Source organism: Vibrio limimangrovi, from assembly GCF_054064025.1.
On record NZ_JBSUGF010000005.1, the window covers coordinates 32,891 to 58,218 of the forward strand.

18 protein-coding genes are annotated in these 25,328 nt (G+C 43.8%); 9 read left to right on the plus strand and 9 right to left on the minus strand.

Going from position 1 to position 25,328, the window contains the following annotated elements; translation table 11 throughout:
- Positions 1-24: 24 nt before the first annotated feature.
- The gene (gene katG, locus ACWYU8_RS04645) at positions 25-2,199 is read right to left on the minus strand and encodes a catalase/peroxidase HPI (RefSeq protein ID WP_457517565.1); all 2,175 of its coding nucleotides are present in this window, start codon (positions 2,197-2,199) and stop codon (positions 25-27) included.
- A gap of 441 nt (positions 2,200-2,640) precedes the next feature.
- Complete coding sequence (locus ACWYU8_RS04650; protein WP_457517567.1) at positions 2,641-4,155, minus strand: DUF6851 domain-containing protein; 1,515 nt, start codon at positions 4,153-4,155, stop codon at positions 2,641-2,643.
- 742 nt (positions 4,156-4,897) lie between these two features.
- Between ACWYU8_RS04650 and ACWYU8_RS04655 the strand changes: the two genes are divergently transcribed.
- The 7 genes from ACWYU8_RS04655 (at position 4,898) to ACWYU8_RS04685 (ending at position 14,271) form a co-directional block, all read left to right on the plus strand.
- Positions 4,898-6,283 carry an FAD-binding oxidoreductase gene (locus ACWYU8_RS04655; RefSeq protein WP_457517569.1) on the plus strand — a complete coding sequence of 462 codons (1,386 nt, stop codon included), beginning with the start codon at positions 4,898-4,900 and terminating at the stop codon, positions 6,281-6,283.
- Positions 6,284-6,679: 396 nt separating this feature from the next.
- Positions 6,680-7,408 (plus strand): arginine ABC transporter ATP-binding protein ArtP, encoded by a 729-nt coding sequence (artP, locus tag ACWYU8_RS04660; protein WP_457517570.1) that lies wholly within the window; start codon positions 6,680-6,682, stop codon positions 7,406-7,408.
- An 80-nt stretch (positions 7,409-7,488) separates the two neighbouring features.
- A complete protein-coding gene (locus tag ACWYU8_RS04665) occupies positions 7,489-8,220 on the plus strand; it encodes an arginine ABC transporter substrate-binding protein (RefSeq protein ID WP_457517571.1) in 732 nt (243 codons plus the stop codon).
- A 1-nt stretch (position 8,221) separates the two neighbouring features.
- On the plus strand, positions 8,222-8,911 hold the full coding sequence (artQ, locus tag ACWYU8_RS04670; protein WP_457517573.1) for an arginine ABC transporter permease ArtQ: 690 nt from the start codon (positions 8,222-8,224) through the stop codon (positions 8,909-8,911).
- Complete coding sequence (gene artM / locus ACWYU8_RS04675) at positions 8,908-9,576, plus strand: arginine ABC transporter permease ArtM (protein ID WP_457517574.1); 669 nt, start codon at positions 8,908-8,910, stop codon at positions 9,574-9,576. Before artQ ends, artM begins: the two co-directional genes overlap by 4 nt.
- Before the next feature lie 425 nt (positions 9,577-10,001).
- Positions 10,002-11,426 carry an alanine/glycine:cation symporter family protein gene (locus tag ACWYU8_RS04680; RefSeq protein ID WP_457517575.1) on the plus strand — a complete coding sequence of 475 codons (1,425 nt, stop codon included), beginning with the start codon at positions 10,002-10,004 and terminating at the stop codon, positions 11,424-11,426.
- A 121-nt stretch (positions 11,427-11,547) separates the two neighbouring features.
- Entirely contained in the window at positions 11,548-14,271 is a 2,724-nt protein-coding gene (locus ACWYU8_RS04685; protein WP_457517577.1) for a cation-translocating P-type ATPase, read from the plus strand.
- A 444-nt stretch (positions 14,272-14,715) separates the two neighbouring features.
- Here the strand turns inward: ACWYU8_RS04685 and ACWYU8_RS04690 are convergent, their stop codons facing one another.
- From ACWYU8_RS04690 to ACWYU8_RS04700, 3 genes are all read right to left on the minus strand, one after another.
- On the minus strand, positions 14,716-15,168 hold the full coding sequence (locus tag ACWYU8_RS04690) for a hypothetical protein (protein ID WP_457517579.1): 453 nt from the start codon (positions 15,166-15,168) through the stop codon (positions 14,716-14,718).
- Positions 15,169-15,485: 317 nt separating this feature from the next.
- Positions 15,486-16,319 carry an NAD(+)--dinitrogen-reductase ADP-D-ribosyltransferase gene (locus tag ACWYU8_RS04695; protein WP_457517580.1) on the minus strand — a complete coding sequence of 278 codons (834 nt, stop codon included), beginning with the start codon at positions 16,317-16,319 and terminating at the stop codon, positions 15,486-15,488.
- Positions 16,320-16,330: 11 nt separating this feature from the next.
- The gene (locus ACWYU8_RS04700) at positions 16,331-17,296 is read right to left on the minus strand and encodes an ADP-ribosylglycohydrolase family protein (protein ID WP_457517582.1); all 966 of its coding nucleotides are present in this window, start codon (positions 17,294-17,296) and stop codon (positions 16,331-16,333) included.
- Positions 17,297-17,570: 274 nt separating this feature from the next.
- Here ACWYU8_RS04700 and ACWYU8_RS04705 point away from each other — a divergent pair, with 274 nt between their 5' ends.
- A complete protein-coding gene (locus ACWYU8_RS04705) occupies positions 17,571-18,026 on the plus strand; it encodes a hypothetical protein (RefSeq protein WP_457517584.1) in 456 nt (151 codons plus the stop codon).
- Positions 18,027-18,617: 591 nt separating this feature from the next.
- On the opposite strand, the gene ACWYU8_RS04710 is transcribed toward ACWYU8_RS04705, so the two are convergent.
- The 3 genes from ACWYU8_RS04710 to ACWYU8_RS04720 form a co-directional block, all read right to left on the minus strand.
- Positions 18,618-19,349 carry a prephenate dehydratase domain-containing protein gene (locus tag ACWYU8_RS04710; RefSeq protein ID WP_457517585.1) on the minus strand — a complete coding sequence of 244 codons (732 nt, stop codon included), beginning with the start codon at positions 19,347-19,349 and terminating at the stop codon, positions 18,618-18,620.
- Between the two features lie 723 nt (positions 19,350-20,072).
- Positions 20,073-20,447 carry a COG4315 family predicted lipoprotein gene (locus ACWYU8_RS04715; protein ID WP_457517586.1) on the minus strand — a complete coding sequence of 125 codons (375 nt, stop codon included), beginning with the start codon at positions 20,445-20,447 and terminating at the stop codon, positions 20,073-20,075.
- A 262-nt stretch (positions 20,448-20,709) separates the two neighbouring features.
- Complete coding sequence (locus tag ACWYU8_RS04720) at positions 20,710-21,663, minus strand: ketopantoate reductase family protein (protein ID WP_457517588.1); 954 nt, start codon at positions 21,661-21,663, stop codon at positions 20,710-20,712.
- A 284-nt stretch (positions 21,664-21,947) separates the two neighbouring features.
- Between ACWYU8_RS04720 and ACWYU8_RS04725 the strand changes: the two genes are divergently transcribed.
- A complete protein-coding gene (locus ACWYU8_RS04725; RefSeq protein WP_457517590.1) occupies positions 21,948-22,520 on the plus strand; it encodes a dioxygenase family protein in 573 nt (190 codons plus the stop codon).
- Here ACWYU8_RS04725 and ACWYU8_RS04730 read toward each other — a convergent pair.
- Positions 22,513-25,236 (minus strand): cation-transporting P-type ATPase, encoded by a 2,724-nt coding sequence (locus tag ACWYU8_RS04730; RefSeq protein WP_457517591.1) that lies wholly within the window; start codon positions 25,234-25,236, stop codon positions 22,513-22,515. The genes ACWYU8_RS04725 and ACWYU8_RS04730 overlap by 8 nt on opposite strands.
- Between the last annotated feature and the right edge of the window lie 92 nt (positions 25,237-25,328).

Here is a 25,328-nt window from a genome sequence, read left to right on the forward strand (position 1 = left end):
TGTTAGTTAAAATTAAACCAGTACTTAAACCAAATCAAATCGATCTGCATTCATCACTTTTGTCCAAGCCGAGACGAAGTCTTTCACGAACTTCTCTTGGTTGTCATCTTGAGCGTACACTTCAGCGTACGAGCGCAAGATAGAGTTTGAACCAAAGACTAAATCAACGCGTGTTGCTGCCCACTTCGCTTCACCTGTCTTACGGTCACAGATATCGTAAGAGTTGCGGCCGGTTGGTTTCCAGGTGTATGACATGTCTGTTAAGTTAACAAAGAAGTCATTGGTCAGTGCACCGACGCGGTCAGTAAATACGCCATGCTGACTAGCGCCATGGTTGGTTCCCAGTACACGCATACCACCGAGTAATACGGTCATTTCCGGGCCAGTCAGACCAAGAAGGTGAGCGCGATCGAGGAGCATCTCTTCTGGTTTCACAGCGTAATGCTGTTTCTGCCAGTTACGGAACCCGTCAGCCAAAGGCTCAAGCACTTCGAATGACTCCACATCAGTTTGTTCTGCATTGGCATCACCTCGGCCAGGCGCAAATGGCACCGTAACATCAAAACCAGCAGCCTTAATCGCTTTTTCAAGACCAACGTTACCCGCTAGCACGATGGTATCGGCAACACTAATGCCTGATTCGTCGGCAATCTTAGTTAATACATCAAGCACTTTTGTAAGACGCTCTGGCTCGTTACCTTCCCAGGCGTTTTGAGGATCAAGACGAATTCGAGCACCGTTTGCACCGCCACGAAGATCTGAATTACGGAATGTACGTGCACTGTCCCAAGCGGTTGAAACCAATTCAGAAACACTTAAATCGGTAGCAGCGATTTTCGCTTTGACGGCATCCACATCGTAATTGGTTACACCTGCAGGAATCGGGTCTTGCCAGATAAGATCTTCTGCTGGCACATCTGGGCCAACGTAACGGGTTTTAGGACCCAAATCACGGTGAGTAAGCTTAAACCAAGCGCGCGCAAAAACATCGTTAAAGTACTCTTGATCTTGATAGAAACGCTCAGAAATCTTGCGGTATTCAGGATCAACCTTCAGTGCCATGTCAGCGTCCGTCATCATTGGGTTGTAACGGATTGATGGATTTTCCACATCCTCTGGCTTGTCTTCCTCTGCAATATCGACAGGCTCGTATTGCCATGCGCCTGCTGGACTCTTGGTCAGTTGCCAGTCATGTTCAAGCAGCATTTTGAAATAGCCATTGTCCCACTGAGTCGGATGAGTTGTCCATGCACCTTCGATTCCACTTGTTACCGTGTCACGACCAATGCCGCGAGATTTATGGTTTATCCAACCAAGGCCTTGCTCTTCAACGTCAGCGCCTTCTGGATCTGGACCTAAGTTTGCTGCATCACCATTACCGTGAGCTTTGCCAACCGTGTGCCCACCTGCGGTTAGGGCGACGGTTTCTTCATCATTCATTGCCATGCGAGCAAAAGTGACACGCATGTCAGCCGCGGTTTTCAGTGGATCTGGATTGCCATCTACACCTTCTGGGTTTACGTAAATCAAGCCCATCATTACTGCCGCAAGCGGGTTTTCAAGGTCACGTTCGCCGGAATAGCGGGAACCTTCACCACCACTCGGAGCCAACCATTCTTTTTCCGAACCCCAGTAAGTGTCTTTTTCTGGATGCCAGATATCTTCACGACCAAACGCAAAGCCAAAGGTTTTAAAGCCCATTGATTCATACGCCATGTTGCCCGCAAGAATCATCAAATCTGCCCAGCTGATTTTGTTGCCGTATTTTCTTTTAATTGGCCACAACAGGCGGCGAGCTTTGTCCAGGTTGCCGTTATCCGGCCAAGAGTTAAGTGGAGCGAAACGTTGGTTACCTGTTGAACCGCCCCCGCGACCATCCGCAGTTCGGTAACTACCCGCAGAGTGCCATGCCAGACGGATCATTAAACCGCCGTAGTGTCCCCAGTCTGCAGGCCACCATTCCTGACTGTCTGTCATCAGTGCTTTCAAATCATTTTTTAACGCTTCTACATCAAGCGTTTTTAGTGCTTCACGGTAATTGAAGTCTTCACCAAGAGGGTTAGTTTTTTTATCGTGTTGATGAAGAATGTCTAAATTTAGAGCGTTCGGCCACCATTCCATCACGGTCGAACCTGTGGAAGTCATGCCACCGTGCATTACCGGGCATTTTCCTGCTGAGCTATTATCGCTGTTATTCATAGGGTGTCCTTTGTAGCAGTGAAATATTATTTTATCTTTAAACAGACAACTTAATGCTTTTTACATTAAGTCATTCATCGAGAAGTTAATGTCGATACATCTCAGTAACTTGAATATGATAATAGTAAGGTTTTTCATAGTTATCACATTCATTTGACCGATTAATTTAATAAGAGAATCCTATCAATCACGGCTGTTGTTTTTTCAGTAAAAGCACTAAACAAAAAATTGATGGAGAAAGAGACTGGTTTATTACACGAAAAAAGAAATGCAACGGAGAGTAGCGAGGGCCATTTAAAACATTTACGACTTACGTTTAGGAATTTAAATAATCCGATTTAGAAAACTCGTCTTTTTAAGGTGGTCAAAAAATATTGTGGTTTCTTTTAAAAAGACGAGTGACTTATTTATGGATGCTTGATCATCAGTTAAAGCATGGTGTTAGTTTGGCGTACCATTTATATATGATTTCAACCAATCATAGGCATTAGAACCAATTGGATCCCCGATGGATTGTCCAGATGGAATGGAATCGTAAAAATGGACTCCCGCCCACAAACGACTCAATCCGCAGGTTTCCGAGAATTCATCCCAAGTACTCCAACCCAAAACGGTGTGTGATTGTGGTGTTACCAGCGGTTCTACTAAAGACGATCCTGGTTGTTTATCTAAAACCTCAAACTGGGGAGGCAAAAATGCAGGTTGCCAGAAACTCAGGTCGTTAGCGGCTTCATATGAAAGACCCAGTTCTTCTTGTAGATAGCGCTTGGTCGAAGTGGCATGAGCCCGGCAAAAACTGGCACTTGCAGAAGGGTATTCCGGATGATTCGCCGATTGTAGATATGGACGCCATTCACTACCTTTGAGGTCTGTTACTGTTCCCATTCCTGGGCCACCCCATGCTGCGATATCATCGTTTTTATAGAGATACCTAATAGCGCTAAACGGTCTTACTGCGTCATATTTGCGCTTGTTATGCCAAACTGTAATGCCAGCATCGAATGCTGCGACGTTAACCAAATAATCAAGCTGAACAAATTGTTCCAGTGATAAGTGATGATAAAACGTCGCCGCTAACGTTGAATAACCCAAGCTTATAATTTTATTGTCATAAAACTCGGCAAACAGTTTCTCTTTATCGGTTAAATTTACCTGAGCATCTAATACTTCATTGGCCTGTTCGATATATTCAGGAAATGCTTTGCCACTTGGGGTTATGGCGTAAGATCGCGTTGGTTTAGGGACTATTATTGTCGGCTTGTCGTAACTAAAAGGTTGAGTGCTTCCTAATTGAGGGGTAACAAATTGTTGGGAGTAGAATATACCGCTACCAGAGGTCAGTGTATCTGGCTGCCACCGTCGAGGATTAGTCAATTTTTCTGCGGTGTTAATTGGTCGATAACCTGTACAATCGGCATAGGGTTTTGGATAGTACTGGTTACAGTCGGTACCTAACTGATTCATACCGTCATATTCTCGAGCTGCGACAACGGCATTCCCAGCTAGATTACCGATGCCCACTGGCGTGTTTTCATCAAGGCTTTCATCAGGAACAAGCCCTGCATTTGCGAGCATCTGATCCCAGTCTGAAGCAAACTGGGGCATTAAGCTATTAAGAACTTTGTAACTCGCGTACATAATCGCAATGTTTCTTGCTGAATCACCACTGCCTGGGTCAAGCCGGCCTAAGTCGGAATACACGCCAACTGCAGTTTCACTGTAAGGTGCAATAGCATCAAACCAAGCCGCCGTAATCAGTGTGGTGGTTCTTAATATCAGCGGAGCATCGCCTGGAGATACCGTGGATAGCAGTTTTGGCACCGCCGCTTCAATGACAGTTGCAGGTGCACATATATTGGGTGCTCCTATCGGACATTCAAACGCATAAGACATTCCAGGCAATGTTAGCAATAGCGTACTGGTGGCTAGCTTTGAAGAAATGGGGTTAATTTTCATGTGATATATCCTATAAAATTCAAGTATTAAATTTATCAATTACCGAATTAATACTGAGAACTAAAATCCATTCACTATTTTTTATTAATATAAATTAGAATTACTGCCCTAATTCACATGCTGTTTAATCCTCCAGTTGGATAATATAAATTACGTTAAGTGCCGAATAATGAAACAATTAAATATTAATGTTTATAAATTATCATCGTGTGTTTAATTTTATTTATGGGAGGATTGTCACCAATCTTTAACAGCGTTCTGGCTCTTTCTGTGGAATCGGTTAATGCGGGTTAATAGTAGCAGGTCAACTAAATATCTAAACATTTGGCTTGTGTAAGTTATTGTAATTATAGTGTATATAATTTTAAATGATTTACTTATCAATAGTGAGACGATTTTTCATCACCATAACGCGGGATTCTTCTATACTTTAGGCGTTTTAAAATTGGTTGGCCTGAATTTTCTGTTGGAACTCAGGTCTGAATGTAGACGAGTGAATTAGAATATTAACTCCAGAAATAGTGAACGAATAACACTGGAAGATCTGACCTGTTTATCTTGCCTACGTTATATAACGGACGATCTACTTTTAACAAAATATTGAGATGTAAGAAGCAGATTATTGTAACAGCTTCACAGCTACTCTAAACAAACGTTTAACTATGAGGGGCTTGGACGTAGTTTTAAATTTCATTATTCAAATGTTCGCAAGTGCTCATGTAAAACGTGAAAGGCAACTTGTATGAAAAATATTGAAAACTCTAAGGTCGAAGATTTTAAAAAACATTTTGGTGGCGATGTCATTTTACCTGACGATCCTACTTATAATGAGGTTCGACAGATTTGGAACGGCATGATAGATCGCAAGCCGGGCATGATCGCGCGTTGTAAGTCTGCTGATGATGTTGTGCAATCGGTAAATTTTGCTCGTGAAAATGAATTGCTTGTATCCATTCGTGGTGGGGGGCATAACATTGCAGGTAACGCCATATGCGATGACGGCTTGATGATTGATCTCTCTCTGCTGAAAGAAGTAGCGGTGGATGCGGATTCAAGAAGAGCGCTAGTTGGGCCTGGCTGTACACTTGCTGATGTTGATGGTGCGACACAAAAGTATGGTCTGGCTACACCCGTTGGTATCAACTCTACGACGGGTATTGCCGGTTTAACCCTCGGTGGTGGCTTTGGTTGGTTAAGCCGAAAATATGGTATGACGATAGATAATCTGGTTTCAGCGCATGTTGTGACTGCAGATGGTCGTCAATTGCTCGCGAGTGAAACAGAGAATGAAGACCTGTTCTGGGCACTTCGGGGAGGCGGTGGTAACTTCGGTATCGTCACTCAGTTTGAGTTTCAGCTTCACCCAGTAGGCCCTGATGTTCTGAGCGGCCTGATCGTATTCCCATTCAGCCAAGCGCAATCTGTCATAAGCCAATTCGCCAAATTTACCCAAACAGCACCAGAAGATCTTAGTGTCTGGATGGTGACCCGAAAAGCACCGCCTTTGCCATTCTTACCAGAAAGTGTGCATGGTAAAGAGGTCGTCGTTCTTGCAATTTGTTATGCCGGAGATCCAACTGAGGGTGAAAAACTGATTATGCCACTTCGATCCTTTGGTGATGCACATGGGGAGCATATTGGCGTGCAACCGTTTGCGGCTTGGCAGCAAGCATTTGATCCTCTGTTAACGTCAGGTGCGCGTAATTACTGGAAATCTCATAACTTTACGGATCTTAGCGAGGGCGTGATTGATGCTGCTATCGAATACGCAGGTCAGTTACCATCACCACACTGCGAAATTTTTATTGCCTCACTTGGCTGTGCCACTTCGCGCCCTGAACCGGATGCCATGGCTTATTCTAGCCGCGACGCAGCTTACGTTCTTAATGTTCATGGTCGTTGGGAATCCGAATCTGAAGACCAACAATGTATTGCGTGGGCGAGAGAGTTCTTTGATAAAACCAAGCCGTTTGCCAGTGGCGGCGCGTACATTAACTTTTTAACACAGGATGAAGCCGAACGTACAGAATCGGCCTATGGACCGACGTATGCACGTTTACAATCGATTAAGAAGAAATATGATCCAACCAACCTATTCAGAATGAATCAAAACATCACACCAGAGTGATGAGTTTTGAATAAAGATGACGTCGATTTGTTTTGTCGATGTTAACACGTTGGATAGCGATAGTTTTCCCCACAGCTCTAATCAATATCGTGGAGTTGTGGGGGCATTCATCCAGTTCAGGTTTTTACACAGTGGGTGAGCTATTTGTGTTCGCTAATTGCCTCAATTTTACTCTGTTTGTCCCATCATTATATGAATGATGGCTTCGTTTTATCTCTCTGCCTCTCTCAACAAATTTAGTTAAAACTATTACTCATCAAACCAGTCATATACTCTGTTATGATGCCAGTTTCTCATACAATAATTTAACAAGGCATATTTTTATACATATATATTGCATAAAAAAGACTTGTTGGTAAAATTAATGCCCAGTAACAATTAATGCGGTATGACAGCATGAGTATTCAGGTTCGCGGGATCAACAAATCCTACGGTGACACACAAGTTCTTCACGATGTCAGTTTTAATTGTGAAAGCGGTGAAACGCTGGTGTTATTAGGTCCAAGTGGGGCAGGGAAAAGCTCTCTGCTTCGTGTTCTAAACCTTTTAGAAGGTGCAGATAATGGCAAGTTAAACATCGCAAATGACGCTTTCGACTTTTCAACTGAAATCAAAGAGAAGCAAGGTTTAGCACTTCGCCGTAAAGTGGGTATGGTGTTTCAGCAGTACAATCTTTGGCCACATATGACCGTTATGGAGAACTTGATTGAAGCTCCAGTCAAAATCTCTGGTATGGCGAAAGACGAAGCAAAACAGCAGGCGATGCACGTTTTGGCGACGTTGCATTTAGCGGATAAAGCAGACGCTTGGCCAATGCAATTGTCTGGTGGTCAGCAACAGCGTGTAGCCATCGCTCGTGCATTGATGATGAAACCTGAAGTGCTTCTTTTTGATGAACCTACCGCAGCACTTGATCCTGAGATCACAAACCAAGTGGTTAAGATCATTAAGGATTTGAGTGAAACTGGCATTACTCAGGTTGTGGTGACACACGAAGTGGATTTTGCCAAGAAGATCGCAAGCCATGTTTTGTACCTTGAGAAAGGACATATTGTTGAGCATGGTACAAACGACGCATTTATTAATCCTCAAACGACTCAGTTTGCGGATTACTTAAAGCACTAAAACAAAACAGTAATAAACAATCACAGATGATCGGCTGTCATTGCGAGTGTCAGCCAAAGACGTACACACGGAGTATTGCAATGAAAAAGATTTTACTAGCTTCACTAATTGGCCTTATTTCTGCGAACGTAGCAGCGCAAGAAGAAATTAAATTTGCGATGGAAGCCACTTACGCCCCTTTCGAATACATTGATGAGAATAACCAAATTCAAGGGTTCGATGTGGATCTTGCTAACGCACTTTGTAAAGAAATGGCAGCAAAATGTAGCTTCCATAACCAAGCTTTTGACAGCCTGATCCCAGCATTGAAGTTCAAACGTTACGATGCGGCTATCTCTGCTATGGACATTACTGATGCACGTTTGGAGCAAGTAAACTTTTCTGATTCTTACTATGACAACTCAGCGGCGTTTGTTTCTGTGAAAGGCAAAGTTGCAGATAAAACTCAGCTGGAAGGCAAGCGTGTTGGTGTTCAAAATGGTTCAACTCACCAAACTTACCTTCTTGAGCAACTTCCTGGCGTGACTGCAGTACCATACTCAAGCTACCAAGATGCCTTCATTGACATGAAAAATGGCCGTATTGACTCAGTTTTCGGTGATACAGCGGTTGTGGCTGAATGGTTTAAGAAAGAAGACAACCTAACGTACGTAGGTGAGCGTGTGACTAACGCAAAATACTTTGGTAACGGCTTTGGTATTGCAGTAAACAAAGATAACCAAGCACTGACAGAGAAGCTAAACGCCGCGCTCAATACAGTAAAAGCGAACGGCGAATACGACGTAATCTTCAATAAGTACTTCGGTAACTAATATGGCGTTAACGGGTTACTCTCTATCACTTGTACAAGCGAGCTGGATGACCGTTCAGCTAGCTTTTGCCAGCTTATTAGTCGGTTTGATTCTGGCAGTGGTCTTCGCCAGTGGTGAAATGTCTCGTCGAGTATTTGTTAAATGGCCAACGACAGCCATCGTAACAGTGATACGCGGCTTGCCAGAACTGCTTGTTGTACTGTTCATTTATTTTGGTTCAACGCAGGTTCTGTTTTTGATCACCGGAGACTTTATTGAGGTTAGCCCGTTTTTGTCTGGTGTGATTGCACTTTCACTGATTTTTGCCTCTTACGCTTCTCAGACTCTTCGTGGTGCGTTGAAAGCGGTTGGTAAAGGGCAGAGAGAAGCAGCAAGTGCATTAGGAATTGGTCAAGCCCATACATTCGTGCGTATTGTCTTGCCTCAAGCAGTAAGGCACGCACTTCCGGGCCTCACTAACCAATGGTTAGTTTTGCTGAAAGATACTGCGTTGGTTTCTCTGATTGGCGTGACTGATCTTCTCAAACAGGCGCAGCTTACGTCAGCCGCAACGCATGAAGCCTTTACTTGGTACGCGACAGCCGCCGCTGTTTATTTGGTGATTACCCTGGTAACACAACGAGCGGTGAAAGTGATCGATAAGAAGTTTTCTGTTCAAGGAATGAGCATGGGACAGGAGGCAACCGCATGAACGAACAACAGGTTTGGCAATTGGTTGAAGGTCTTGGTACCAGTATTCAACTGACCGTCGCTTCTTTGGTTGTCGGTTGTATTCTGGCTTTGTTGATGACTTTAACCCTAATACTGCGGACACCGGGTCTGCATTGGTTGAGTCGTAGCATCATCACTCTATTCACTGGTACGCCATTATTGGTTCAGATTTTCTTGGTCTACTATGGTCCGGGGCAGTTTGACGCCATTAGAGAAAGCTTCTTATGGACCTGGTTGAGCCAACCTTGGTTCTGTGCCATGGTCGCACTGGCTTTCAATACCGCGTCGTACAGTACTCAGCTATTTAAAGGCGCATTCAACGCCATTCCTTCAGGCCAGTGGCAGGCTTGCCGTGCACTGGGGATGGACAAATCGTCAACGTTGAAAGTCTTGCTTCCGTATGCCATCCGCCGCGCAATTCCGGCCTATTCAAATGAGGTGATCTTGGTATTCAAAGGGACATCTCTGGCAAGTACGATCACCATTATGGACCTCATGGGCTACGCGCAGCGAATTAACGCGCAAACATACGATACCCTCACCGTGTTTGGTGTTGCAGGTGCTTTCTACCTAACGGTAAACGGTATTCTTACGCTTATTTTCCGTCAGGTTGAGAAGAAAGCTCTAGCATTCGAAGCCGCATAAAACCAAGACAATCAGAACACAAAAATGCCTCTATTCAAGATTTTTGAGTAGAGGCATTTTTATTCGTAAAGCTGCGATTTTCTGGATTTACAGACCTAAGATATAGATACGTTCTAACTGTCTTTAAATGTTTGGCGTTGGTTTAGATGACCAGTTACAAAACCTTTTTAAACTGAGCTACAAGTTGCTCTGATGAATCATTGTTGGTTAGACAGAGATGACACAACCTTCGTCATCATGTTCTATGAGGATAATCTTTATTCCTCTACTCAGATTCCGTGACTATCATTGTAGATACATGATGTTTTATCGAAAAATAAAAGCTCCATTCCGATTATCATGAATAGTAACAATAATTCAAAAGTGATCTTATTTATCAGCTAAATAAGTTTTAAATCGATAGCCTATCGTTATATTTAGGAGGAATGATGCAAATTCTTGAATCCTTTTTCGGCGTAATTGGAGACCTCACATGGGGCTGGGCACTTGTGCCTTTCCTAGTGATCTTCGGGGTTTTCTTCACAATCGTAACTGATTTTGTTCAATTCAGATTCTTCAAACGCATGTTCAGCGTATTGCTGACAAAAAACCAGACGGCTGATGCAAAAGCAATCTCTGGCCGTGAAGCGCTTTTACTCTCCATTGGTGGCCGTGTCGGTGGTGGTAACATCGCTGGTGTGGCTGTTGCTATTACATTAGGCGGTCCGGGGGCGGTATTCTGGATGTGGGCTATAGCTCTCGTTGGTATGGCAACCAGTCTTGTTGAATGTTCTCTTGCACAGCTGTACAAACGAAAAGAAGGGAATGATTTCCGTGGTGGTGCTGCCCGAACCATTATTCATGGTCTTGGTGAAGATTACCGCTGGTTAGCCTATGTTTATGCCGTATGTTTGATTGCCTCTTTCGCGATTGGATTTAACGCGTTTCAGGGCAACACAGTGGCAGGCGCTGCGGCCGACAGCCTGGGAATTGACCGTTTGTACACCGGAGTATTTCTCTCTGTGGTTGTCGGTTTTATCATTTATGGTGGTATTCACCGTATCGCAAAAACTGCCGATGTCGTCGTTCCGATTATGGCGGTTGCCTATGTTGCCTTAGCGCTTTTGGTTATCGTAATGAACATCACTGAGATTCCTGGCGTTATAGCAACTATTGTTAAAAGCGCTTTTGGTATTGAGGAAGTAGTCAGTGGTGGTATGGGGGCTGCGTTAGCGAATGGTCTCCGTCGTGGTCTGTTCTCCAACGAGGCAGGCTTGGGTTCTGCGCCAAACGTTGCAGCAACAGCGGATGTCTCGCACCCAATCAGTCAGGGTATTACACAGTCCCTTTCTGTGTTTATCGATACCATCGTTGTATGTAGCTGTACGGCTTTTGTCATTTTACTCGGTGACGTATATGTTCCTGGGGCAGAGGGGGTGGACGGTGTTGTTCTGACGCAACAATCTTTGGTTTCCCACCTTGGTCAATGGTCACAGTACTATTTAACTGGTGCCATTTTGTTGTTCTCGTTCAGCTCTGTTATCTACAACTACTATTTGGGCGAGAACGCACTCACGTTTATGTCTCAGAGTAAGATGTCATTGCACATTTTACGCATCGCTGTGATTGCTATCGTATTTATCGGCGCAGTTGCACCGGGAGCGACTTCGGTATTCTTCTTCTCCGATCCAATGATGGGGATTCTTGCCATTGTCAACTTGCTGGCATTAATTATGTTGTTCCCAACAGCGATGCGCTTGTTGAAAGATTACAGGACAAAGCTTGCTGCCGGTGCGGAACATCCGGAATTTAACCCAGATGAGTTCCCGGATTTGGATATTGACCGTACTGCTTGGTTACCTAAAAAATAACTGAGGTATCTAAATAATAGCTCCTTTTCTTATTCACTTGAGCTACAGCCAAGTTATTTAGGGAAGGGGCTTTACTCAGGCTCCTACTTTCGGTTGTTTTCCCTATATGGAGAAACTGTCCGTGGATACCAATTCTAGCCAAACCGAGAAGCTCCATTTACAGGATGCTCATCAGGTTGATATCAATGTATTGTTAGATGATCTTTCTTCAAGTGAAGAAGGACTACCTTCCTCTGAAGCGATAAAACGCCTTGAAATCTACGGTGCCAATAATTTACAAGCTAAGGAAAAAACGTCCGAGCTTATTAAGTTCTTGCGCTTATTTCTTAATTACTTTGCTGTGTTGTTAATAATGGGTGGCCTGTTGGCCCTGGTTGCTGAACGTCTTGAGCCCGGTCAGGGTAACTTGTACATTGCCTATGCGCTATTTGCGGTCGTGCTGCTCAACGTTATTTTTACTTATATTCAAGAGCATCAGACGGAGCGGATCATGGAAAGCTTCGGTAAGCTGTTACCACAAATGGTGACGGTGTTACGTGATGGTCAGGCAACAAGCATACGAGCAGATACCGTCGTGCCGGGCGATGTCATGCTGTTATCTGAAGGCGATCGCATCTGTGCTGATGGACGACTGCTCGAGCACGCCCAGTTAAAAATCGATCTCAGCAGTTTGACCGGAGAAAGTGAACCACAATTACGTCATCTCGAATCAACCAGTCCGAACCTACTTGAAAGCCGCAATATGGTGTTTTCCGGAACACTGGTTCAAAGCGGTGATGGTAAGGCCATTGTTTACAGTACGGGGATGAATACTCAGTTTGGCCATGTGGTAAAACTTACCAAAGAAACCGACGAAGTTGAAACGCCTATACGCAAGGAGCTACGACGCTTTACCCGCATAATTGGATTTATTGCCATTGTATTAGGCGTGCTCTTTTTTGCCATTAGTGTTGCTATCGGTAAAGGACAAATCGACAGCCTTATTTTTGCCATTGGTATTATTGTCGCGAATGTACCAGAAGGTTTGTTGCCAACCGTAACGCTTGCTTTAACGATGGCAAATAGACGAATGGCGAAGAGAAAAGCCTTAGTCAAAAATCTGGAAAGTATCGAAACTCTGGGCAGCACAACGGTCATTTGCACCGATAAGACAGGCACGCTAACGCAGAATCTCATCAGTGTCAGAACAGTGATTCTGAACCAAAGGGAATTTGTGGTGTGGGACCGTTCTATCATGCAACAACAGGGGGTGGATAAGCTACTGGATGCCATGGTGCTTTGCAACAACGCTTATTTGCGTCAGGAAAGTTTTACTGGTGATCCGACTGAGGGGGCTTTATTGGTTTACGCGAATGGGTTGAGCGATGTCGATAATACAAAACAGAGATTTCATGAGTTCCCATTTGATTCTATGACCCGGCGGATGATCACTATTAATAGTAGTGATGCCATTGATAACGGCAGTTACGTCGCGTGGTTAAAAGGCGCTCCGGAAGTGGTATTACACAAATGCGATTCTTATCTGCTCGATGGTGAGCAACAAGAAATGAACGACGCAGCCCGGCAGCATTTCTTTGATGATTTTCAGCGTTTAGCTAAACGAGGGCAACGAGTTTTAGCGATAGCTTTTCGTCCTCTCAATAAGCCATCACTGGATAGTGAAAACGGATTTTCTCTGATTGGGTTGATCGGTATGCAAGATCCCCCTCGGCCTGAGGTTCCCGATGCACTTCGTCGTTGTCGTCGGGCGGGGATTAAGGTCATTATGATCACGGGAGATTATGCCATTACAGCAGAGACGATTGCTCGCCAGGTTGGATTGGTCAAGGGGGAGGGTACGGTCATTGGGGGTGATGAACTCACGCGTATGTCTGACTCGGAGTTACAAGCCCGACTAACAGAGCCGGAGATCATATTTACACGAACCAATCCCGATCAAAAATTACGAATTGTCCGTACCTTACAATCGCTGGGAGAAGTCGTCTCTGTTACTGGTGACGGAGTTAATGATGCTCCCGCACTTAAAAATGCAGATATGGGCGTCGCTATGGGCGTAATGGGAACCGATGTCGCCAAAGAGGCCAGTAATATGGTCTTAATGGATGACAACTTTGCCACGATCGTTGCCGCCGTCGAAGAAGGGCGTGCGATATTTGAAAATATTAAAAAATTCATTGCTTATATCCTGACGAGTAACGTACCGGAAATCTTGCCATTTATCGCCTATGTCTTATTAGATATACCATTGCCGCTGACCGTGGTGATGATTCTCGCAATCGACTTGGGGACCGATATTTTACCTGCGCTTGGTTTGGGTTCAGAAAAACCTGAATCCGATGTTATGCAGCAGCCGCCACGTCCCCGAGAGGAAAGGTTGTTCACCATGAACCTGCTTTTCAGAAGCTATGGCGTCGTTGGTATTATTGAAGCCAGCGCTGGTTTTTTCTGCTTCTTCATGGTGCTGTTTGAAGGCGGATGGCAATGGGGTTCAACATTGCCAGTCAATGACCCCTTGTATCAAACTGCCGTCACAGCATTTTTCGCATCTATCATTATTTGCCAGATCGCTAATGTTCTAATCTGCCGCACACGTCGACAAAGTCTGTTTAGTATGGGAATTCTAAGCAATCGGTTAGTCATATTTGGTATCTCTATCGAGTTGCTTCTACTTGGTCTGATCAGTTATGTCCCTATTTGTAATACGTTTTTCGGTACCGCTCCGCTGCAAGCCTGGCACATACTACTAAGTGTTCCTTTTGCGTTACTGATTATTCTTGGTGATGAACTGCGCCGTATGTACATTCGCAAAGAAAATGCTTTTGTATTGAAATGGCTTAATTGGTAAGTCGCTGCGCTACTATGCATCTTAGATGCATTTATCTTGGGGAAGGGAATCCACGCTACTCTTTATGCCGCAATAGTCTACCGAACATATATAAAGTACAGTATTACACCTACTATAAGTGTTGAAAGTAGAGTACTTACTAGGTTGTAGTGTAGTTGTTTGTACAAGGTCTGGTTTTTTCTATGGTTACTTATGACGACAATAGATGCCATTATTGGTAGTAATATAAGCGGCTTGCTGAGTGCAATATCTAAGAATATCGAATTCATAATGTAGGTAGTTTCGCCAAATAACTCGTGGCTGATCGTCTCAAAGTGCTCTCGAGATAATATTAAAAAGCAATAACCCCCGAAAATGAATATAGTTGTAAATAGCAGCAGCTTATTCGTGAGTTTTAACATTTTGTTTTTTATTATATTTAAATATTGCACCATCATAAAGTCTCTATTTAGAGCTCTCTGTTTTAGTTGCTCTGATCTGACCTCTTATCTTTGTTGAAGATAGCTGATAAGCATCGATTTTTATATTAAACTTATCTATTGCAGATTTGGCGTTTCCAATTTTATCGATGATCTTTAAGGTCACATCGCCTTTACTAGAACCAAAGGAAGTCCCTTTTATTTCCACATCAACTTGGCTGCCAATAAAATTTTCATACTGTAAAAGCTTCTGAGCCGATTCATTTTCTACAGTCATCCATTCTGTTTGTGCGTGTCCAAACAGTAAAGTGCTTGACTCACCACCTACAGATAAGTAGTCAACAATACCATACAGACGCGCGGGAGCTTTGCCATCGTTAGGTTTTGTCTCTATGTAGCAGCCAGATATTAAATTTACACCGATTGGCAGTTTGGGTATACCAGCACCTAACCCACTGATAGTAATTCTAACTTTCATTAACATTTTTCCTATATTTTGTTCTTCAAGTTGAGCTTTGTAGCATATAGGATTGTTTGATCGTTTATTTGTTCATAACCAATCGATTAGGCTCTCAAATTTAGAGTCAATGTAGTGCAATAAAGGATGTTGAATAGTCTGGAAGCGCCCGATTTCAGCCTAACACATTTGAGCCAACTACCTATCAATAGACAACAACGTTCCTGTGGCTGCGTCTGCAGCCAATCCTTCTCGAACAACAAAGTTATCTACTTCTCTTTGTCATTTCGGTCATTTAGCATTACTCACGACAGTGACTCGCATTTCATGTGCTTGCGTTACAGTTTTAATCGCTTAACTTTGTATAGCCCCCCCAAAACCATGAACTCTTGCTCTCCCTGTAAACTATGGGGTAGTAGCGATTCAAAACACGCGATTTTGGCAAGAGGAACCTCAACGGCATAAACTTTTGAACCGAAGCGGAGGGCACTCTCTGCATCAGCTGTAAACGAACTCAAATTATTGAACAGTTTTACTGCCTGCCCATCAATAGTGTGTTCGGGTAACTCAGTACAGCCGCGATATAAGGTCACATGTTCACTGCCCTTATATCGTAAACGTAACTCATGCTGACAAAAGCAATAAAGCAAATCTAACTGTGCATACAGTTCGTTAGTATTGTATGTCGCTCGGGTACAAGCCTGCCTGAATCTAAGGTATTCAGGGGTATCAGGGCCATGTAGCGACTCTCGATGGAAACAGGTTAATAAACCAAAACGTGACTCAACCCAGCTACGCCATGCCGCTCCTTGCTCATTATCAGAATCAAACAACCACCCCAATAACAAACGCCGATAATTCACCTTTGGTCTGGGTGGTGGATCCGCGTTCTCTTGCGCGTTGTAATCATGTTTCGACAAATGAAAAAGCTGAGTCATGAAGTTCTTAAAATGTTCCGCCCGAGTTTCATAACTATCCATGTTTTTAAGGTTATTAAACAATTTGGGATACCAAATATGAATACCGTCTATTTCCAAAGGAATCGGATTGACCTGATAGGCGATGCTCGCGAGGAGCCAGGAAGGAACATTGCAATGATTAAGAGGCAAGCATATTTGCTGGAGTACTTCATTTTCTTCCAGAGAACATAAATAGTGAGTAGTTTGCAACATAGCCAACTCCGTCATTCACGTTCCTCCGTCGTTTTCCCCTTATGAATTTGCTGGGAAAGTGTGAAAAGTTCATCTCCCAATTCAAAAATATCATCATGCATGTAAAGTACATCCAACCAGTCAGAGCGTATCCCACTATGTCCGTAGTACGCACCGGCTAACTGCCCGGCGATCGCTGCTGTTGTATCAGCATCATTGCCAAGGTTAGCGGCAGCCAGAACACACGATTCAAACGACTCGGTATTAATAAAACACCACAAGGCTGACTCTAAACTCTCAATGACATACCCACTTCCTGTTAGCTTGGAATACGTCTTATTGGCGAAAGCGCCCGATTTTATATGCTGAACTTCTTCTGTTTGTGGTTGGTACTGAAGCTCAAAACAACCGTGCTTTTCTCCACCATTGATAAGATGAACTAATATGGAAGACAGCAAACGGCAGGCATCAAGACACAATTCAGAACCGTGTGTCGTGCGGGAGCTTTCTGCTGCAAATTCCATCGCATCAGAGGGTGATCGCTGATAAAAAATGGGAACAGGAGCAAGGCGCATAATAGAACCATTTCCTGAGCTCCACCTTGCTTTTGACCCCGCGTACGGGTCACCTGTCTTTTGAAAACGACGTAATGCCGATGACACCCCAACACCAACATCAAAACAAACGCCAATACTGCTCATATAACCGTTATTCATCCAATCACAGTACTTGTTCATTTGGTCTCGAGCATCAAAACCTGCGCATTCAACCAGACTATGGCCCAAACACAACGCCATAGAGGTATCATCCGTCCAGTAGCCTTTTTTTAAACAGAAGTGTCCTCCACCAACAATATCAGTCAGTGGTTTAAAGGTTCCTGGTGGTTGAAATTCTAATGTAGTACCCAGTGCATCACCGACCGCTAATCCTATCAAGCATCCTCTTGACCTATCCTGATTAGCCGTAATGGGTAGTATTTGCTCTGAAGAAAAAGACATAACAACTCCATTGTATGTGTTTTGCTCAATTCGATTAGATTGCCACAGATTTTGGCATGAAAAATCCACACACTTCTCATGGTTAAATCTTTACGTCGTTATTATGTTTGAAAAAATGGTTGTTTATCTATGTCGAGGGCCGAAATTTGCAAACTGATGTAATTTACCAATTGCACATGGTGAACTCCTTCGAGCGAATGAGAACCTGTCAAAACTTTATATACGAACGTTTTTATAATTCTCTCAAACGTTCTGAATGTATGGGAGATTGTGTATGACAACGTGCGATATTAGCTCTGATGAGTTTTTCAAAAATTTTAATGCCAATATGAAAGCTCTGGGGCTTCCGGTTCCAACGACACTGTTTGACTCGGCAACGGCGGCAATAAGTAACGCCGGGATAATGATAGAAGTATTGAAGACGTTAGGTCGAGAGGCAACCGTTGCCGAATTGATAAAGGCAACCACAGGGTTAGAAAAACTAAAAGTTGCAGGAGCTTTACTTGCGTCTTTTTATGTGGGTGCAGTTGTGGGTAGTATAGCAGTAGCAAGCACAAAGAGTTTGACGTGCGGGCTAAATCAAAGTGACTTTTTCACCTTTCAAAAAAAGCATGGGTTAACGTATCCCAACAGCCATCAATTTTATGCCGCAAACCGAGAAATATTAGCGCAAAAGGTTAAAAAGCATGCCAGTTATTGGAGTAAAGCGCTTGCGAACGAAGGGTTATGATATTGAAAAACGGAATATTACTGATACTTTCAGGCTTGATAATTGCTCTTGTCGCTTGGTTGTTTTTTAACTCATTTCAAAACTATAGTTTTTACATTCTGTTTTTGATTTTGGTTATAGCTATTTTAGGTCGATCATTCACTAAAAAGGATTAGACTACGAATATGAGTTTAAATAAATTGCTTCAAGAGCTTCTGCAATATTGGTAGTAATGATTAGCGTGATTGCCTATCAGACTCATTCCAATGCTAAGAGTGCTCTAAAAGAGCTACTTCGCAGAGGAATGCTAAAGATGGATGATTTGTGATGTTGATTATTCTTCTAGTAATCTGTTTTACAGTGAGTTACAAATGGTTGCTGAAGGGCGGAAATATAGCACGTATGAGTATTGCGTTGACTGACGGGAATTTGTCGCTGAGGAACAATAAACTTCATGGATTGATAAGTACTTTTACGAACGGTGTGAGTTGATAAGTCACGTTTTATTTTAGGTGGCTAATATCGATGGCGTTATATTTTGGGCTCGGGATAACCGCAAATGTTTTTGAAGCCACCACTGTGAATCGTCCCCCAAGTGGTGGCTATCTCGTTTTATTGGCTAACTTTCGCCAATTTTTTGCCTATCTCAATCGCTGCCGTAAGCTCTTCGCGAGCCTGTGTTTCGCTGATTTTTTCTTCACGCGGCTCAACCTTCATCAGCAGAAATGAGGTCTTATTGTTCTTGTTATCCTGAACACCTTTCTCAACGACTTCCAGCTCGGTATAAACGGTATCAAGTACACAAGCACCGATAGCTGCCGTTCCAATCGGTAGTTCACGATCGGCAACGAGTCTTGCCGCCGCCGCTGTTCCCTCAGGGATCTCCATCTCTTTTGGCTGGAAACCAGCCTTCCAGCCGTTGATTTGTTTCAGGGCAGCAGGATGGGAAGCTATCATGGTGATGGCGGTATTATTGGCAACATCCTGGCGGTTCATTAATACACACATTTCTATTGGCGTCGTGATAAAGGCTTTGGCATCGACCAGTCGGTACTGCTGAAAAGCTTCCACCGTGGCCTGCACTAGACGGCCGTCAATCGTGCTGTTCTCGACCGCACTGAAGGCAAGGGCACTGTTATCGATAGATTGTCTGAAGGTATTACTTGGCGTACCCGCAAACGTCACTGGCGCACTTAGCGATGGCTGTTGCTCAAAAAGTTTGGTAATAGCAGCATCGTTGAAACTTCCTTTAGACGCCTGTGCAAAAATTGGCTCACTGGCAACCGAAAGAGTTGAAAACAGCAAAGTGGAAGCGACTATAGTGAACCGTAACGGTTTTAACATCCTTATTTCCTTATTATGTGGAGTATGAACGGCTTAGTATGGTTATTTCACTTTTGATAAATATCCATATGAAATTTATGTAAATATAGATAAAACAACCTATTTAATGAAGACTTATTTTTGGCCAACTACCATATAAAATGAAGTACTTTTTTTCATTGTGAATTTGGTCGTACCAGTTTTAAATCACCGTTGTGAAGATCTAATAAAACAGGTTGTTACATTAAGCTTGAAGTTTAAACGCTCCATAGTGCTTTACAAAATGTTACTTTTGAGACGTTTTTCCGTAAAAATATCCTTATCTCAACTCGCGGACGTTAATAAGTAATAAATAATCGTGCTGTGTGGCGGTGTTTACATTTGTACGCTAACACTTCTAATTTGAACAAGCGTATCATTGCGTCAGCTAGCCCTTAGCTGACTCGTTTGTTTTTGGGTACGAGCTTATGTATTGGTCTGCTATACAAGTAATTATTCAGATATGTGCGTAGTGCGAAGGAGGTGCAGAAATCACTAAGCCCCGTTAACCAATAGAGTTACCAATAAGATACGGACAGTTAAGATTTAAAGGTGACAGCGTATCTTGCAGGGTTGCGGATGAGGAGTGATGCTGAACAACAATACGCAAGATATTGCCAGTAAGGCAGGCACTTATCTTCATCACCATCCTCATGGATTTAGTTAAACAATAACCTTAGTCATTATTGTCTACCACTCAATATTCTATGGATAGGCTAGATGCCAAACACCGCTTAAACCATCACCAGTTTTGTCACCGGGCTTTTGATCCTTGACCCAATAATAAAGAGGTTTACCCTTATACGCCCATTGTTTACTTCCGTCATCACGACTGATGATACTGAAATCCCCGCTAGCTGCGGCTTCAGAAGAAGCTGAGAGCGGTGGCCAGTTCATTGCGCAGGAACCGTTACACATACTTTTTCCACTGTTGGTGGCATCTTTATCGAAAGTATAAAGTGCCATTCCATTATCACCGACCAGTCTACCATCTGTGGTTTGTACCGGGATTTCAGAAGCTAGCAGGCTGTTGGCTGTGGCTAATAGGGGCACCAAGACAAGTAACATTTTACGTTTCATATCGTTCTCCGTGGTAAAAGGTAAATTGAGTACGGCACTAAATGTACGAATGTGAACCACAAATATTCCAGTTTGGTTGATGAACTATCGGCAAGTATATTTTCAACTCTTTGAGTTTAGTTCAGCTTCTGTCTCAGTTCAGCCCATCATAACCCCTTACAGAATCCCGGCTTCTTATATCCACTATTTCATTTCGATGATGCTAATCAGCTCGGAAAGCTCAATTGCAACAAAGGATACAAATTTTTATTGGCGTATAGGTCTAAAGCTCGCTTCTTAGTTCGTTAGCGTTTACCAGTAATCTGCAAATCAATTCAGTCGTTTCTGCTGGTTGATTTATTTTTCGACAATACTCTATCACCGGACCGCAGATTTCGTTTACTTCCAAGCTACGGCCTCGTTCCATATCCACCTGCATGGAAGTTTTGATATCACCAAAGTTGCTGATCAATTCGAACATCTCTTCCACATCAACGTCTGATAGATTTACACCAGCGGCATTTGCGGCTCTTGCTGTTTCTTTCATCATCGTATGGACGGTTCGGCTTAAAATCGGATCTTTGGTTATCATCCCGGTTTTTTGGTCAGTCAATGCCGTCAGGGGATTAACACCATTATTCAAAACAAGTTTACGCCATAGCGCATAGCGGACATCATCATAAAGACGAGTATGTATGCCTGCATCGGTGAAAACCGCCTCTAATGTGTTACAAAGTTCAGCCATGGTCGGATTGCTTTTCGTATTGGGCCAAGCTCCAAAGTCAATTTGTCCTGCGCCTTGTACTTTAATATGTCCCGGATTCACAATATGACCGCTGATGTAAATGCCCAGACCACCGATTGTCCGCTCCCGGCCAACGCATTGCTCAATGAACTCCTCATTGGTTACACCATTCTGAATGGACAGAACAGGGACATTTCCTTGCGCTAGCCAAGACTTCATTTCGTCAAGTATTGATTCGGTTGCTCCGCTCTTTGCGCCAAGGATGAGTAAATCAAAACTATTACAATCATATTCCCGGCATAAACCAGCAATGTCGGTCGCTTCAACTGGGGCATTAAAGTTAAAATCAGGGTGATCAAGCTTCAGGCCATCTTTTTGTAATGAATTTAAGTGCTCACCCCTTGCGACTAATACGCATTCATGACCGGCATCAATAAGTCGAGCTGCAAAATAACAACCGATGCCTCCTGCACCTAACACTGCAAATTTCATTGTATTTCCTTATTTTTCTTGATGTTTCTACTCTCGTAACTTCAGCTTATTTGTTAAACGCGAATTCATGGAGAGCGTTTGCCAACAAATGCTTAGATTCTGTCTACTATGTCTAATCCTAAATTGAAACGGTGACATTTAAAACTAAAACGGCAATATCAAATGCTGACTAATCGTCCAGTTGTTGTGTATGAATACCGAACTGATACCAATACAACCGCGATAAAGTGGAAAATCTCTCAGTGTTCACCACAATTAAAGCAGTCAATAAATTGGGTGACATCATGGAAAGACGACACTTTTTAGCTTTGTGGATGTTGCTGTTTGCACCTTCGTTAAAAGCAGCTAATCCGAAAAATCCAACGCCTGCACAAACGGAAGGACCGTTTTATCCGGTCGTGGATATACCACTTCGTGACAACTTAATTTTGCACACGGAGGGGCTGGTAGGTGAGCCAATTATACTGCATGGTAGAGTTGTCGATACGCAAGGGAACCCTGTTTCTGGTGTCAAAGTGGAGATCTGGCAGTGTGATGGGCAGGGAATCTATGATCATCCGAATCAATCAAGCAATGACAGGTTTGACCCTAATTTTGCTGGCTTTGGCGCCGCTGTTACGGGAATTGACGGGCGCTATCTATTCCGGACTTTGTATCCAGTGCCGTATAGCTCTCGTCCTCCCCATATCCATGTCAAATTGTGGCGTGGTGAGCGAGAACTGTTAACCACACAGCTCTACTTAAAAGGCCAGACGGGTAATGAGTGGTGGGGCGGGAAATCACGCGACTACCTACAATTTGAGCCAATAGAAGTTGACGGGCAATTGACCGGGGAATTTACGTTCGTGATTACTTAGACATTGAGGCTTTTCTTGGTCTTGATTTGTTTAAGTAATACTTTTCCAGCTCAACTAAAAAGAGCACGGAAGATGCGACCACGATAATCCGTAGCCATACATCAAATGTCAGTCCTGTTGTTCCAAATAATACCTGCATGAAAGGCAGATAAGTGAAGCAGACTTGAAAGACAAAGAGTACCGCGATAGCAATTAACACATAGAGGTTGCCAATTAATCCTTGACGGCAAAAAACAGATTCGAGGATAAATCGGGTATTAAACAAATAAAATATTTCAAACATCACCAATGTGTTTACCGCGATGGTACGGGCTTTGGCGATATTTTCTTGCTGCCCCATCTCCCAAACAAACATACCTAAAGTGCCAAACATTAATATGAGAGACACAAAGATCACGCGCCAAATTAGGTGAGTAGTCAAAAGAGGCGTATTCGGATTACGCGGCTTGCGTTGCATTAGGTTAGGTTCTTTAGGCTCGAATGCTAAAGCTAACGCGAGTGTAACAGCGGTGATCATATTGACCCAAAGGATTTGAATAGGCGTGAGGGGCAGGTCTTTAAACCCCCAGACTACGGCTGCCAGAATGACCAGCGCTTCACCGCCGTTAGTCGGGAGAATAAAAAGAATCGCTTTTTTCAGGTTATCGTAGACGGCTCGGCCTTCTTCAACCGCAGCGGTAATAGACGCAAAATTATCGTCGGTGAGGACCATTTCTGCCGCTTCTTTGGCAGAGTCGGTGCCAGTAATTCCCATCGCAGTACCAATGTCTGAACGTTTGAGTGCGGGTGCGTCATTGACGCCATCTCCGGTCATCGCAACGATTTGTTGATGCTTTTGGAGTGTGTTTACCAGACGCATTTTATGTTCGGGGCTAACACGGGCATAGACATCCACTTCTTTAGCGACAGCAAATAGCTCCACATCCGTCAGTGCATCAATTTGTTGGCCAGTAAGCGTTTCGTGAGGATTGAACAGGCCAATCTGTCCGGCAATGGCTTGTGCTGTCAATGCATGGTCGCCAGTCATCATTTTTACGCGTATGCCAGCGTTCTTACATACATCTATCGCATCGATAGCTTCTTGTCTTGGTGGATCGATCAGGCCAAACAGTCCCAGCATAATGAGGTTGTCACTGACGTCATCAAAGCTGAGTTCGAGTTGAGTATAATTGGTTGGTCGATAAGCAATGGCTAAAACCCGCATCCCTTGTTTAGCCATCATTTCTATTTGTTCGTGCCAATACGTTCGGTTAATTTCAGTGGCTGTGTTATCGGCATTTTTATCGACATGTTGTCGGTTGCAGATGTCGAGAACCTGTTCTGGTGCGCCTTTGATGAATATGAATGCTTCACCCTCATGATTGTGATGTAGCGTTGCCATAAAGCGGTGTTCGGACTCAAATGGGATAAGGTCGGTTCGGGGAAAGCTTTTTGTTTCCGTTTCAGCGTCAATGCCTGTTTTCATACCGGCGATAAGCAGAGCACCTTCCATCGGGTCACCTTGTATCTGCCATTTTTCATTACGCAAACTGATGGTAGCATCATTGCACAACACGGCCGCCCGAATTGCCTGGATAAGGAATGGATGCTGCTCTGGATAAATGGATTTTTGATCAACGGTCACCTCACCATGAGGATCGAACCCCGTACCACCGATCTCAAACTGAGTATGAGAGGTAATGATTTTTTGCACTGTCATTTCATTTCGGGTTAGGGTGCCGGTCTTATCGGTACAAATAACCGTGACGGCCCCCAGAGTTTCAACTGCAGGTAGACGGCGAATGATGGCATTTCGCTTTGCCATTCTCTCCACGCCAATGGCTAGCGTGATGGTCATAATTGCGGGTAATCCTTCCGGAATGGCAGCGACGGCTAAGCTGACCGCAGCAAGAAACATCTCGGTAATGGGGTAGCCTTGGATCAATAAGCCGTAAGCAAAGGTCGTGAATGCGACGATTAATATGCCAGTGGTTAGCCATCTACTGAACTGCGCAATCTGTTTAAGTAGTGGAGTGGTGGCGGGTTTTACACGAGAAACCAGAGAGCTGATTTTTCCTAGTTCGGTGTGTACTCCCGTTGCGACGACAACACCTGATCCCTGTCCATGAGTAATCATGGTTCCCGAATAGGCCATACAATAACGGTCAGCTAATTCGCTGTCGGAACCGACAGGGAGAGTGTTTTTTTCTATTGTCATTGACTCTCCAGTTAATACCGCTTCAGCGACTTGCAAGCCTTTGCTACGAAACAATCGAAGGTCAGCAGGGACGCGGTCACCTGATTGAAGGATAACGACATCACCAATTACCAATTCTTCTGCATCGATATTAATTTGATGACCTTCGCGTAAAACCAAGGCACTAGGGGCAAGCATGGCTTGAATCGCATTCAGTGCGTTTTCTGCTTTGCCTTCCTGAAGAAAGCCAATGATGGCATTAATTATCACCACGCCCCCGATAACAGCTGCATCCACCCAGTGGCCAAGAACAGCAGTGACGACCATAACGATTAGCAACACATGAATCAGCACATTGTTAAACTGACTAAGCAAGCGTTGAAATACTGAACGTCCATGATTGGTCGGGAGTTTATTTGCACCAAACTGAGAGAGACGTAGCGCCGCTTCTTGAGGAGTCAGTCCATCTGGCAGGCTGGAAAGCTTAGAAAACGTATCTTCGACGGATTTGTTGTGCCAAAGGTCACTTGTCTCTTCCATGTGTAAGCCTCCTGATGGTGGCACGCGGGCATATGCTCATCGATTGATAATTATAGCCCCAAATAATCTTTTGAAGCGTGATGCGCTTCTTT